At 55.4% G+C, this 14,329-nt stretch carries 10 protein-coding genes; 5 read left to right on the forward strand and 5 right to left on the reverse strand.

What is annotated here, in order from left to right; all coding sequences use genetic code 11:
• Window positions 1-12 precede the first annotated feature (12 nt).
• The 5 genes from SOP95_RS18730 to SOP95_RS18750 form a co-directional block, all read right to left on the reverse strand.
• Window positions 13-903 carry a phospholipase gene (locus SOP95_RS18730; RefSeq protein ID WP_323607895.1) on the reverse strand — a complete coding sequence of 297 codons (891 nt, stop codon included), beginning with the start codon at window positions 901-903 and terminating at the stop codon, window positions 13-15.
• Window positions 904-1,026: 123 nt separating this feature from the next.
• Window positions 1,027-2,328, reverse strand: a complete 1,302-nt coding sequence (locus tag SOP95_RS18735) for a glycosyltransferase (RefSeq protein ID WP_274075821.1) — start codon at window positions 2,326-2,328, stop codon at window positions 1,027-1,029.
• A gap of 145 nt (window positions 2,329-2,473) precedes the next feature.
• Window positions 2,474-5,431: a hypothetical protein gene (locus SOP95_RS18740; protein ID WP_323607896.1), complete on the reverse strand. Its 2,958-nt coding sequence runs from the start codon at window positions 5,429-5,431 to the stop codon at window positions 2,474-2,476.
• A gap of 115 nt (window positions 5,432-5,546) precedes the next feature.
• Complete coding sequence (locus SOP95_RS18745) at window positions 5,547-6,869, reverse strand: hypothetical protein (protein WP_323607897.1); 1,323 nt, start codon at window positions 6,867-6,869, stop codon at window positions 5,547-5,549.
• 225 nt (window positions 6,870-7,094) lie between these two features.
• Window positions 7,095-7,478: a response regulator gene (locus tag SOP95_RS18750; RefSeq protein WP_323607898.1), complete on the reverse strand. Its 384-nt coding sequence runs from the start codon at window positions 7,476-7,478 to the stop codon at window positions 7,095-7,097.
• A 261-nt stretch (window positions 7,479-7,739) separates the two neighbouring features.
• On the opposite strand from SOP95_RS18750, the gene SOP95_RS18755 reads away from it, so the two are divergent.
• The 5 genes from SOP95_RS18755 (at window position 7,740) to SOP95_RS18775 (ending at window position 14,281) form a co-directional block, all read left to right on the forward strand.
• A complete protein-coding gene (locus SOP95_RS18755) occupies window positions 7,740-11,228 on the forward strand; it encodes a response regulator (RefSeq protein ID WP_323607899.1) in 3,489 nt (1,162 codons plus the stop codon).
• Window positions 11,228-12,061: a CheR family methyltransferase gene (locus SOP95_RS18760; RefSeq protein ID WP_274075816.1), complete on the forward strand. Its 834-nt coding sequence runs from the start codon at window positions 11,228-11,230 to the stop codon at window positions 12,059-12,061. The genes SOP95_RS18755 and SOP95_RS18760 overlap by 1 nt, the downstream gene beginning before the upstream one ends.
• Window positions 12,058-12,651 (forward strand): chemotaxis protein CheB, encoded by a 594-nt coding sequence (locus SOP95_RS18765; RefSeq protein ID WP_274075815.1) that lies wholly within the window; start codon window positions 12,058-12,060, stop codon window positions 12,649-12,651. The genes SOP95_RS18760 and SOP95_RS18765 overlap by 4 nt, the downstream gene beginning before the upstream one ends.
• A complete protein-coding gene (locus SOP95_RS18770) occupies window positions 12,645-13,826 on the forward strand; it encodes a hybrid sensor histidine kinase/response regulator (protein ID WP_274075814.1) in 1,182 nt (393 codons plus the stop codon). Before SOP95_RS18765 ends, SOP95_RS18770 begins: the two co-directional genes overlap by 7 nt.
• Before the next feature lie 77 nt (window positions 13,827-13,903).
• Entirely contained in the window at window positions 13,904-14,281 is a 378-nt protein-coding gene (locus SOP95_RS18775) for a response regulator (RefSeq protein WP_274075813.1), read from the forward strand.
• Window positions 14,282-14,329: the final 48 nt, after the last annotated feature.

Genomic DNA, 14,329 nt, shown 5'->3' on the forward strand with positions numbered 1-14,329 from the left:
TAGGCCAGGGCGTTATGTGGATAGAGGTCGCGACAACAGGGCGCTGCCATAAACGGCCTTCATGCTCGTGGCACTCCAGCAATAACGCACGATGTTGGACTCTTCGAAGAAGTCGAGGTTGATGATGCTGCAGCGTGTGACCCAGTCGCGTGTTGGGTTGAACCAGTCGTTGATCTCGTCCTTGATCTTCTGCGGCCCGCCCAAAAAGCCATAGCTGGTGGCTGACAACGACCAGAGGAAGGATGTGAAAGGTACGGATGCCAGCGTGCTGGAGATGTGGCGCTTCAGGTCCCGGGTATCGGCAAAGGACATGCCGCTCCACTTGTGGGTGATGGAAGGCCAGAAATAATCATCGTGCAGCTCGCGGACGACAGGTGCTGCCAATATCACCCTGCGTCGAGTGCTGGTGCGCATGAGCTCGGCCACCGTTTTAGTGGCGTCGCCAGGGGGGATGATGCGTTGTCCGAGACGCCTTATCAGCAGGTCACTCAGCTTTTTATGGGCAAAATACTTCTGGCCGTCGCCCAACTGATGAAAGTCAAACACGATGAACTCGTCAGGATTCTGATCAAGGAAAGCTGTTGTTGCGTCGATCAATTCATCGAGGGTGCGATGGGACTGGTGACCATTGTGATGGAAGTAGAAGACTGGTTGGTCGAGACCTTCGGTATAGCCAAGTCGAATATCAAACACCCGCGCGCCTTTTGACAATTGCCAGGCAAACGAATCGTTTTGGCAAGTGGTCCAGTTGCCGACGACGACTTCGTAGTTGGGGGCTTGTTTGTCCATGCCGGCGTTATGGGCGCCTGGCCAGACAATGTCAGTCAGTTTCAGGCGTTCGATTTCGAGGCAGTTACTCATCCATCTGTTGGTGTCCAGAGCCCCTCTTTCAGATTGTGTCATTGTCATTCCTTGTGGTTTATTCCACCCCTGCCTTGGGGTGGAGAATAATAAATGGCAGCCATTTATAACCATGTTCAACGGCTGCAACCAACCAAGGCTTGATGCAAGAAATGTCTTTTGCTGTCAGCTATCTGCCTTGTGGCGATTCTTGGCTTCAATCCATTGCGCCATGTATTGGGTACTCTTGTGCTGATGATGACGCAGCATACTGCCGGTAAAGTTGTCTCTTCTGATGGCCACCAGGTGTCGGCGGCAATCCTCGAGCCGTGCGATCAGTGCCGGGCCATGAATACGTGGCTGATAACGACTCGCCAGCAAGTCCAGGCCCAGGGCCTGGGCGCTGAGCCACTGCGCCTTGTCCTGGTAAAGCTCAACGGCACTGTCGGCAAACGACCGGGCAGTGCGGGTGATCGCCCCCGGCCAGGGTTCGTCTGCGTGCATGGCTTCGGCGCCGACGGGTGTGGTGACATTTGGCGTGCCACAGAGCATTGCATCGACAATCTTGCCTTTGATGCCCGCGCCAAAACGCAACGGCGCCATGCACACCCGCGCCGCCGACATCACTTGCAAGGCGTCTTCAGCCCAGTTCATCACATGAAACCCCTGTGCCGCGTTATGCAGCGCGGTGGCCTTGGGCGGTGTGTAGGCGCCGTAGATGTGCAGCTGTGCAGCGGGTAAATGCTGGCGAATCATTGGCCAAATGGTGGTTTTCAACCAGAGCACCGCATCCCAATTGGGGGCATGGCGAAAATTGCCGATGTGAATAAAGTGCGCCCGGTCTTCGAACGGCGCAGGCGCATGGGTGGGCAGGTCCACCATCAGCGGGCACCAATGCAGCAAGCTGCGCGGCAGCTTGAAGTGCTCGACCAGCAACTCGATCTCCACTTCGGAGATCATCAGGTTCAAGTCGCAACGATAGATCGCGGCGATTTCCCGCTTGGCCACGTCGGTCACGGCCATGAATTCGAACTCCTGGCGCAGCGCCGGCGCGAACAGATCGTTGAAGTCATTGTCATCGTCGCTGCCCTTCAACCGATCCTTGAGCCGTTGATGACGGGCATGGCGCAGGCTTTGCAAATCCTGGGTCCCCAGCACGCGCAAGGCATTCGGGCAGTGCGTTTCGACCCGCCAGCCGAATTGTTCTTCCATCATGAATTGTTCGAACAGCACGATATCCGGGGCCAGTTCGCTGATGAATCGGTCGAAACTGCTGTCGTTCAGCTCGATCGGTACTTCACGAATGCCCAGCACCGTCAGGTCTTCCTGATGCTCGCCAGCCCCGGCGGGGCTGCTGAAGGTGACGTCCCAGCCCTGTTGCAGGAAAGCCCCGAGCAGTTGCATCACATACCCACCGGCCGCAGAAGAGCGAGGCTCGGGCCAGACGTAACCAATGACCAGGATTTTGGTTGCGCGGGGCTGATTCATGATTGCGAATTCCTTGATGCGGCCAGGGGCGGGGGAAAAAACGCGCGCATTAAACCACAGCCGGCGAACAGGAGACGGATAGCTGAGCTGACGAAGGGCAGCGCCCTTGATGTGCACCGCCCGTCGACGTCGCTGTTGGGTCAAGTCAAACGTATTGACTCACTCCGCTTATCTCCCGGAAATTGGTGATCTTCCCGCCTCTGGCCCGATTGGAATTAAGTGAGAGTTGGTACCAGTTGTTCGCTGTGTTGCAGATCAGTACATCCGTTGCTTGAGAAAGCTCGCCAATATCCCCCAGGCGGGCAGCTTTCACATCTGCAATATTCAAGGACTTTGCCGCGTTAAATGCATCGAGCGTTCCGCTTACGGATCGAATTTGTCGGGTGGCTTTGCCGGAGGTCTTGATGCCTTGACCCGTGATGAGCAACACGCCATTTTTGCTAATCTTCCCGCCCTTTTTCAAGAGGCTCGGGATGCCATCCAGTGGGTTAATCAGACTCAACGCAAAATTGCCACTGAGCCTGACCAGTTTTACCGATTTTGAAAGAAGGCTACCCGACTTCAAAGCGACGCTGGCAAATTTAGAGGCGACGCCTGCTACAGAGCCAACAACCGCCAGCGCGTCCAGTGCGCATCCAAAAATTCCGGATGCTTCACGGTCAGGGTCAGCCGAAGTCAGATCTTCGATACAGCCCTTGAACGGAATAATCAAATTGAGAACCAGGTCTATATTGTCTTTTGTATTCTTTCGCGCAGCTTCAAGGGGAGCTATGCCATAACCGGCATCGAAAAGTTCATTGTATGTGGCCGGTGGGAAGTGTGAAAGTATTCGCGCTACAGTGCTGCTTGTTCTTTGCGAAAAGAAAGTTTCAAGTTGGCTCCTGGTTTGCGGGGCGTGTTGTGGGGTTTCGTTGGATTCCCATAATTTCTCGACCACCAATTTACCGGTGGCGTTTTTAACGGGTGCCGTGCCCTTGATATAGGCGTTTATATCCAAAGGCCAATCAAGGGCTTGCGTCTGCCATTGCAATCGGTCTTTATCAGTATTGATGCTAGGCTCGAAATATTCAATGGAAGTAGTCAGGAAAATATCGCCAAGATCCTGTCGGCTGTAGCATTCGGCTCGCAGGGTAAATAGTTCATAATAATATTTTTGAAAGTCGTGTTCAGCGCAGATGATCACGCCATAGCGCCCTCTGTATTTGTCTCTCAATCGTTGTGTCTCATGTGTTGCGTGATCGGAGAATTTTTCGCGGACTGTATAAAAGGTCAGGGCACCATATTCCAGGCGAATTCGATCTGTCTCGGGGATTTTTGATAAGGCGAGCTTTAATGCTGTGGATGTTCCTTGTTGTATTTTTTTGAAGTAGTCGTCGAATGTCTTGGCGTATAGAGTCTGGATGTTTTGAAGCATGTAAAAATAAGGTTGGGCTAATTTCAGTCCGTCATGGTAGTCAAGAGTAAAGATGTCTGCGGACATATGGGTTCCAGTCCAGCCCTTATGCATCAAGTCTCCCGACATAAACAACTCATGAATCGATATTGCCTTGCTCCTTGGAAGGTCCTTGTGACCGTAACGTTTGTCGGTCAGGTATTCACCATCCGGCAAGGCTCTTTTAAGTTCGGCCAAGGCGACTTCTTCGCGCGTAGGAAGGGGGGTATTTATGGCATTGCTGCATTGCTCCAGGGCCTCGGTGTATTGGTTGTAATGAGTCTCGGCGGTGCAGAAGTTTTCAACGGTGTATTCACCGTCAGGACTGTAGGGAAAAAGGCCGTTCACTGCGCCCCAATTAAGCATGTGTGTTATCACGCCGAGCCCGAACAGTTGCTCGAGTTGCTGATCGAAGGGCCCCAGGTCGGCGTAAGACTGTATTTGGTCATAGGTCATGCCCCGCGATGAACCTGGGGCAATGATCTCAACTTTTGCGACAGCAAAGGTATGCATGACCCACGCCGGTGAGCTGATTGTCATGCTGTCCGGAATTTCGTTTACCAGGAATTCAGGTGCCTCGTCAGCGACTAGAATATACGCGGCGAGGGGCGATGCTTTAGCAAGAACAATATTATTGGCAACAAGATGCTCTTCCAGGTTCAGCAAGATTTGAGTGGGGTGTAGATCCGCATTGGCCGGTTGGTAAAGCTCGTAGCCCTGCACACGACCTTTGCTTTCAATTTCACCTATATTCGGATCGATGTTCAGTACGATAGCTGCGATGAGGAGTTGTCGGAGATCCTCATGACTGGAGGGTTCATCCGAGTCGCTGCCGTACCACTTTAACGCATTAAGGCAGTCCTGCGCGAGGTTCATGCCGATCATGCCTTCCATGAACTCGTTGATGTATCGATCCGGGTCGACTTTCAAATCGACTTGTGAATTTTTGTTTTGCTCGACCAGGTTGTTGAGTAATTGGCCTGTTTCACTTAGTTCATACGTTGCCGTTGTGTTTATGATTTTTTCGCGCTGGACAAGAGATAATGCAGTCGGGGAAATTTCCGGGTCTTTTAGAATCTCATAATAGTTTCCTGTGCCTGATAATGCAGGGCGTTCTTTGTTGAAAAAGTCCGTGAGGTTTGCAAGTTGCTGCGCCGTGGACGGCAGAGGATGCCCATAAAATCTGATCCACTGCTCTACGTTGATTTCGTCGGAACTGTAAATGAAGCCGCCCGCGTTTTTCGCGTATTCACTGAGCTCCTCCAGGTGTCGATTGAGGATTTCATTCTCCTTGAGAAGGTCATCGATCTGCATGGGGGTGTCGTCAATCATGACGTGTAGCTCTTTGTGCGAGTTGCACACGTAGATGGCGGATTCGGGCAGGCTCGATAATTCATTCAGGCGATTGAATTCGTCGCTGTTCAATAAATCGTTCAGTTTCGCTTGCCCCGCACGTTGAGCTATTTCTAAAGAGCTTCCAGGGGTGGCAGGGATAAGCAAGTTGCAGAGTTTGAACTCGGCGTTTACATCGGGAAGGTCATTCACATAACCCTCCAGCGACTCAGTGATGAAATTTTTTTCCAGTTTGTTTACCGTCATTAAGGCATCGATATCGGATTTTAAATTATCAATAGTCGATGTTTTGCGGAAGTCGTATTCAAGGGTGTTCATCAATAAAACCTTTTTTTGATGATTTCACAACAGGGCGCGAGTCTGTGAAGATAGCTGGGTAATTGTTTTGCAGGAGGTTTTTGGGGTTTCGATGCTCAAAGGGTCAGCTGGATATTCATCTGCGAGGGGCTTTAAGTCGATCAGCAAGTACGCCTTTGACCTTGTCGAGCAACTGGTCGATGGGCATCAGGTCGGCATAAGACTGTACTTGGTCATAGGTCATGTCCCGCGATGATCCCGGGGAAATGATTTCGATTTTTGCGACAGTAATACTATGCGCGACCCATCCAGGCGAGCTGATGGTCATACTGCCCGGAATATTTTTCACAAGGAATTCAGGTGCCTCGTCAGCCATTAGAATATAAGCGGCAAGGGGCGCTGCTTTAACGAGAATAAGATTATTGGCGACAAGATGCTCTTCCAGGTTCAGCAAGATTTGAGTGGGGTGCAGGTCCGCATTTTTGGGTTGGTAAATTTCATAACCCTGCACGCGACCTTTGCTTTGCACCTCACCTATGTTCGGATCAATGTTCAAAACGATCGCTGCCATGAGGAGTTGTTGCAGATCCTCTTTGCAGGGTGGCTCATCCACGTCGCTGCCGTACCAGCCTAACGCTTCAATGCAGTCCTGCGCGACATTCATACCGATCATGCCTTTCATGAACGCGTCAATACATTCAGCCAAGTCCAGTTTCTCGTTGACCAGCGTGTTCTGGTAATGTACGAAAAGGCTATTCAAGAGTTGGCCTGTGCCACCCAGCCCAAACGCTGTCGTTATGTTCCTGATTGTTTCGCGCTGAACGAGAGACAATGCAGTCGGGGAGATTTGCGGGTCCTTGAGTATCTCGTAATATTTTCCCGTTCCAGATAATGCAGGGCGTCCTTTCTGGAAAACAACCATCAGGTGGGCAAGTTGCTGGGCCGTGGAGGGCAGAGGATACCCATAAAATCTGATCCACTGCTCTACGTAGATCTTGCCCGCGCTGTAAATGGAGCCACCCGCGTTGTTCGCGTATTCACTGAGTTCATCCAGGTGTCGGTTGAGAGTTTCATTCTCCTTGAGAAGGTCATCGATTTGCATGGGCGTGTCGTCAATCACGACATGAAGCTCTTTGTTCGAATTGCACACGTAGCTGGCGGATTCGGGAAGGCTGGATAACTCCTCCAGGCCCATGAACTCGTTGCTTTCCAACAGGTCGTTCAGTTTGGCTTGGCCCGCACGTTGAGCTAACTCCAGAGCGCTTCCCGGGGTGGTAGAAACAAGCAGGTTGCTTAGTTTGAATTCAACGTTTGCATCGGGGAGGTCATTTAAATATCCCTCCAGCGACTCAATGATGAGGTTTTTTTCTAACCTGTTTGCCTCCAGCAAGGCATCAATGTCGAATTTTAAATTTTCAATAGTCGATGTCTTGCGAAAATCATATTTAAGAGTGTTCATCAATAAATCCTTTTGTTGATGATCTCGCAGGCGAGCGCGAGTCTGTGGAGATAACCGGGTAGGACGGTTTGCAGGGTGTTTGTGATCGTTCAGTTGCAGAGTAGGGCCGGCGATATTGAATTTGCCAGAGGGTATGTTGTGCTTTTTGTTTCTTGCGGGGAGTTGGTTTTCAAGGCGGCCAGGTTTCTGGCCGGCTATGGCAATGCTTATAAATAAATGGGGTATTCATTTGGGCAGGGTTGTAAGCGGCTCAGCCAGTATACCTTTAACCTTGTCGCGCAACTGATCGATGGAAAAGGGTTTGCCAATCAGGTGCATGCCATCCGGAACATCGATATTTTCTGCATATCCACTGGCGAACAGGATGGGCAGGGCGGGGCGCAGGGTGCGCGTTTCAATGGCCAGCTCGCGGCCGTCCATGCCCGGAAGACCGACATCGGTCATCATCAGGTCAATGTGCTGGCCCATGTCCTTGATCAGCTCCAGCGCCTGTTCGCTGCCATCTGCTTCAAGCACCTTGAACTCCAGCTCCTCCAGCACGTCGACAATCAACATGCGCACGATGGCATCGTCTTCGACGACCAGGATGGTGGGGGCGTTGGTGATCATGATGGCGCTCTCGAAAGGGTGGTTAGGTTTTCGGCCGATCAAAATCGCCGGCTCTCTTGCATGAGTAAGTGACGGATCCCGACAAGTTCCCCATGGGCTATAAAAAGAATGGCGGCATACGCCTGGGCAAAGGATAACCGCTGTGCAGGCGCGGCAGCAGTGGAATGTGGGATTTTGCGCCCATCGCTGTGAGAAAATTCGATCATTACGTCAGTTTTGGGGCAAACTCCTTGGTTTTCATCGGTTCAACAAGGCTTAACTATGACCTCTGAGTCTTCGGTTGATGAGCAGCGATTCCGTAAGCTCCTGAGTCGCAACATCAGCCTGCCGCTGGGCGTCGGCGCCATCAGTGCAGTTTTCTTCGTGTCGCTGATCACCTATCTGCTGTCGACCATCCAGTGGGTCGAACACACGGACCGGGTGATCAATAACGCCAATGAGGCGGTCAAGCTGACGGTCGACCTGGAAACCGGCATGCGCGGTTTCCTGCTCACCAGCGATGACAAGTTCCTTGAACCCTATGAAACGGCCAAGCCGCGCATCGAGGTCGTGCTCAAGACCCTGCTCGAGCTGACCGCCGACAACCCGGTCCAGACTGACCGCTTGCACAGGCTGGAGTCCTTGCAGCAGGAGTGGGCCGGTTACGCGCAATCGATGATCGAACTGCAGCGCGCCAACGGTGACTACCGCGGGGCGGTCAGGACCGGGAAAGGCAAGCGCCTGACCGATGAGATCCGCAAGCAGTACGAAGACGTGATCGACATGGAGCAGCAGTTGCGCGCCACGCGCAACGAGGAAGTGCGTCGTACCACGATCTGGAGCATCACCCTTTATCTGTTGTTCATTGCCGCTATCAGCGCATTGCTGGCGTACATCGGTCGTCGCGATCTGGTCAATCTGTCGCAAAGCTACACGGCGACCCTGGCGGCGCAACAGGCCAGTGCCCACCGGCTGGAGCAACAGGCCTGGCTGCGCAACGGCCAGACCCAACTGGCCGAACAAGTGCTGGGGCAACTGTCGCTGAACCTGCTGGGGCGCAACATCCTGCAGTTCTGCGCGCAGTATCTGGGCACTGCCGTGGCGGCCATTTATGTACGCGAAGAACACGGCGGTCTGCGCCGCGTGGCGTCCTATGGGTTTTCCCGTGAGCAGCAGGAGCGTGAGCAGCAGATCTACAGCGACGAAGGCATTGTCGGCCAGGTGGCGCAACAGGGCCGCCTGATTCGCCTGGACGATGTGCCCAGCGACTATTTCAAGGTCAGTTCCGGTCTCGGCGAAGGCTTGCCGCGCAGCGTGCTGGTGGTGCCGACCAGCGACGACGACCGGATCAACGGCGTGATCGAATTGGGCTTCCTGCGCCCGCTGACCGAGCGGGACATCGATCTGCTGGAGCTCATCGCCGGCAATATCGGCACCTCAATCGAGGCCGCGCGTTATCGCCAGCGCTTGCAGGAGGTGTTGGCCGAAACCCAGCAGCTCAACGAAGAACTGCAGGTGCAGCAGGAAGAACTCAAGACCGCCAACGAAGAGCTTGAAGAGCAGTCAAGGATTCTCAAGGAATCCCAGGCCCATCTGGAAACCCAGCAGGTCGAGCTGGAACAGACCAACGAACAGCTCGCCGAACAGGCGCAGGTGCTGGCCGACCAACGCGACGCCATGGACCTGAAGAATACCGAGCTCAATCAGGCCCAGACCCAGCTCGAAGAGCGTGCCGAAGAATTGCAGCGTTCGAGCAAGTACAAGTCCGAATTTCTTGCCAACATGTCCCACGAGCTGCGCACGCCGTTGAACAGCTCGCTGATCCTGGCCAAGTTGCTGGCGGAAAACCCGCAGGAAAACCTCAGTGCCGAACAGGTCAAGTTCGCCGAGTCGATCTACTCCGCCGGCAACGACTTGCTTAACCTGATCAACGACATTCTCGATATTTCCAAGGTCGAAGCCGGCAAACTGGAGATACGCCCGGAAAACACCAGCGTTGCGCGCCTGGTGGACGGCTTGCGCGGCATGTTCCAGCCCCTGGCGGCGGACAAGCAACTGGAGTTTGCGGTCGAGTTGCAGGACGGCGCGCCATTGATGATGTATACCGACCGCCAGCGCGTGGAGCAGGTGATCAAGAATCTGCTCTCAAACGCCGTGAAGTTCACTGAGCGAGGCCGAGTCAGCCTGACCGTGAGCGCGGCGCCGAACAACGGCATAGCCTTTATTGTCAGCGATTCAGGGATCGGCATTGCCGACGATCAACAGGAAATCATTTTCGAAGCCTTTCGCCAGGCCGACGGCACCACCAATCGTCGTTATGGCGGGACAGGCCTGGGCCTGTCGATTTCCCGCGACCTGGCCGCGCTGCTCGGCGGCTCGATCAACGTCACCAGCACGCCGGGGCAGGGCAGCGCGTTCAGCCTGATCCTGCCGCTGCAATATGTCGAACCGGGCGAGGAGCCCGTCGAGCCGATGCGTGCCTCGCCGACCCACACGAGCACCCGGGTTGCGCCCGTCGCGATAGCGCAGGCACCGGTCCAGGAGATCGCGCGTTTCAACGATGACCGTCTCAAGGCACCTTTCGACGTGCGCTGTATCCTGGTGGTGGAGGACGAGCCGAATTTTGCCCACATCCTCTATGACCTCGCCCATGAACTGGGTTACCAGTGCCTGGTGGCCCACGGCGCCGACGAAGGCTACGACCTGGCCCGGCAATTCGTTCCGGATGCCATTCTGCTGGACATGCGCCTGCCGGACCATTCCGGGCTGACCGTGTTGCAACGCCTCAAGGAGCACGCCGAGACCCGGCATATTCCGGTGCATGTGATTTCCGTCGAAGACCGGGTCGAAGCCGCGATGCACATGGGGGCCATCGGTTATGCGGTCAAGCCGACCACCCGCGAAGAACTCAAGGAGGTGTTTGGGCGCCTGGAAGCCAAGCTGACCCAGAAGGTCAAGCGTGTGTTGCTGGTCGAGGACGACGATCTGCAACGCGACAGCATCTCCCGGCTGATCGGCGATGAAGACATAGAGATCACCGCCGTTGGCCTGGCGCAGGATGCCCTGGCACTGCTGCGCACCACCGTGTTCGATTGCATGATCATCGACCTCAAGCTGCCGGACATGCTCGGCAACGATCTGCTCAAGCGCATGTCCACCGAGGACATCTGCTCGTTCCCGCCGGTGATTGTCTATACCGGGCGCAACCTGACCCGGGACGAAGAGGCCGAACTGCGCAAGTATTCGCGCTCGATCATCATCAAGGGCGCGCGTTCCCCCGAGCGCCTGCTGGACGAAGTGACACTTTTTCTGCACAAAGTCGAATCACGGTTGTCCCATGACCGGCAGAAGATGCTCAAGACCGCCCGCAGCCGCGACAAGGTGTTCGAGGGGCGCAAGGTGCTGCTGGTGGACGACGATGTTCGCAACATCTTTGCCCTCACCAGTGCGCTGGAGCAAAAGGGCGCCGTCGTGGTCATCGGCCGAAACGGTCGTGAAGCGATCGAGCGATTGAATGAATTCGAAGACATCGATCTGGTGTTGATGGACGTGATGATGCCGGAAATGGATGGTTTCGAAGCCACCACCTTGATCCGCAAAGAGCCGCGCTGGCGCAAGCTGCCGATCATCGCGGTGACGGCCAAGGCCATGAAGGACGATCAGGAGCGCTGCCTGCAGGCCGGCGCCAACGATTACCTGGCCAAGCCCATCGACCTCGATCGCCTGTTTTCGCTGATTCGTGTGTGGTTACCGAAGATGGAACGCATTTAGTGGAGCGTGATTATTCAGGGGAGCGCAGCAGCGAAATCGAACTGCGCTTGTTGATCGAGGCGATCTACCTCAAGTACAGCTACGATTTTCGCGATTACTCCGGCGCATCGATCAAGCGTCGGGTGGCGCATGCATTGAGCCAGTTCGAGTGCAACACCATCTCGGCGTTGCAGGAAAAAGTCCTGCACGACCCGACGGCGTTCATGCAGCTGCTGCAACTGCTGACGATCCCGGTCAGTGAAATGTTTCGCGACCCGTCGCACTTCCTCGCCATCCGCCGCGAGGTGGTGCCGTTGCTCAAGACTTACCCGTCGATCAAGATCTGGATCGCCGGGTGCAGCACCGGTGAAGAAGTCTATTCGATGGCCATCCTGCTGCGCGAAGAAGGCCTGCTCGAACGCACCATCATCTACGCCACCGACATCAATCCGCGCTCGCTGGAAAAAGCCAAACAGGGGATTTTCTCCATGGAAAATGTCCGCGCCTACACTTCCAACTACCAGCAGGCCGGGGGCCAGTGCTCCTTCGCCGACTACTACACGGCGGCCTATGGGTACGCGATTTTCGACAAATCGTTGTGCGAAAACGTCACCTTCGCCGATCACAGCCTGGCAACGGACAGTGTGTTTTCAGAAACTCAATTAATTTCATGTCGCAATGTATTGATTTACTTCAATAAAAAACTACAGGATCGCGCTTTCGGGTTGTTTCATGAGTCGCTTTGCCACCGTGGTTTCCTGGTGCTGGGCAGCAAGGAAACCCCGGATTTTTCGGCCTTCGGCAACCAGTTCGAGCCGTTGGTCAAACAAGAACGGATCTATCGCAAAACATGAACAGCGCAACGGGCTTACCTTCCATTGAAGCGATTGTGATCGGTGCGTCGGCCGGCGGGGTAGAGGCGCTGCTGAACATCCTCGGACCCCTGCGTGAGGGGTTCGCATTGCCGATCATCGTGGTCCTGCACCTGCCGGACGAGCGCCGCAGCCATTTGGCGGAAGTTTTCGCCCGGCGTGTGTCGCTGCCGGTCCTGGAAGCCCGGGACAAGACCCCGGTCGAAGCCGGGACCCTGTATTTCGCCACGCCCGGGTATCACTTGTCGGTTGAACGGGACCGCAGTTTTTCCTTGAGCCTGGAGGACCGAGTGCATTATTCGCGGCCAGCCATCGATTATCTGTTCGAATCGTCCGCCGATGCCTACGGTCCGACCCTGGCCGCGGTGTTGCTGACCGGCGCCAACCAGGATGGCGCGCGAGGCTTGTCCCAGGTCAAGCAGCGTGGCGGGCTGACCATCGTCCAGGACCCGGAGGACGCCCAGGTCGCGACCATGCCCCAGGCGGCGCTGGATATCCTGCAACCCGACCACATACTCACCCTACGCGGCATCGGCCGTTTGCTTGTCGAGCTGGAAAGAATCGCATGCTAAGTAATATTCAGGCCAAACTGCTGATCGTCGACGATCTGCCGGAAAATCTGCTGGCGCTCGAAGCGCTGATCGCCCGTGAAGACCGTCTGGTCTACAAGGCGCTGTCTGCCGATGAGGCCTTGTCGCTGCTGTTGCAACACGAATTCGCGATGGCCATCCTCGACGTGCAGATGCCCGGCATGAATGGCTTCGAGCTGGCCGAGTTGATGCGCGGTACGGAAAAGACCCGGAACATCCCGATCGTGTTCGTCAGCGCCGCCGGTCGCGAACTGAACTACGCGTTCAAGGGCTACGAAAGCGGCGCCGTCGACTTCCTGCACAAACCCCTGGATATCCAGGCGGTCAAGAGCAAGGTCAACGTCTTCGTCGACCTTTACCGCCAGAGCAAGGCCATGAAACAACAGGTCGAAGCGCTGGAGCGCAGCCGCCGCGAGCAGGAAGCGCTGCTCCAGCAGTTGCAGAGTACCCAGCTGGAGCTGGAGCAGGCGGTGCGCATGCGCGATGATTTCATGTCCATCGTTGCCCATGAGGTGCGCACGCCGCTCAATGGCCTGATTCTCGAAACCCAGTTGCGCAAGATGCACCTGGCCCGGGACAACGCCGCGGCGTTTACCCTCGACAAGATGCACGCCATGGTCGATCGCGACGAACGGCAAATCAAGAGCCTGATCCGCCTGATCGAAGACATGCTGGATGTGTCACGCATCCGCACCGGCAAGTTGTCGATCCGCCCCACACACTTCGACCTGGCGGCGCTGGCTCGGGGTTTGGTACAGAATTTCGCCCCGCAGATCGAGGCCGCCGAGGCGTCGGTCAGTCTTGACGCCGAGCAACCGGTGATGGGCGATTGGGATGAATTTCGCATTGAACAGGTGATTTCCAACCTGCTGACCAACGCCTTGCGTTATGGCGCCAAGAGCCCGATAAGCCTTAAGGTGTACAGTGAGAACGGTGAGGCACGGGTCGAAGTCCGTGATAGCGGAATCGGCATCAGTGAAGAGAACCAACAGCGAATTTTCCAGCAATTCGAGCGCGTCTCGGCCAACCATGTTGCCGCCGGGCTGGGCCTGGGGTTGTTTATTTCCGAACAGATAGTTGCCGCCCATGGCGGCACCATTACCGTCGAAAGCCGGATTGGCGAAGGCGCCCTGTTTCGCGTTTGTCTGCCGCTGTAGGAAAACAGCCAGATAAACGCAACCTCTGATCGACCCCACGGTCGTATCAGCAGCTATTGACCGAACAAAGGCTTCCCATGAGTGAAGATGCACAAGATGTAGTCCTCGTCGTCGAGGACGATCCCTCTATCCTGATGGTGCTCTCGGCCTACCTGTCGGGGGAGGGCTACCGGGTCCTGCAGGCCGAGAACGGCGAGCAGGCCTTTGAGATCCTCGCCAGCAAGCCGCACCTGGACATGATGATCACCGACTTCCGCCTGCCGGGCGGAATCTCCGGCGTGCAGATCGCCGAACCCGCGGTGAAGCTGCGGCCCGAGCTCAAGGTGATTTTCATCAGCGGCTACGCCCAGGAAATCCGCGAGACGGACAGCCCGATCACGCGCAAGGCACCGATTCTGGAGAAGCCCTTCGATCTCGACCGATTGCAGGAAATGATGCAGGAAATGCTGTCGTAGGAGCTGCCGAAGGCTGCGATCTTTTGACCTTGCTTTTTTATAGATCAA

The sequence above is a fragment of the Pseudomonas sp. YuFO8 genome (genome assembly GCF_035065025.1).
In the GTDB taxonomy this organism is placed as follows: domain Bacteria; phylum Pseudomonadota; class Gammaproteobacteria; order Pseudomonadales; family Pseudomonadaceae; genus Aquipseudomonas; species Aquipseudomonas putida_AE.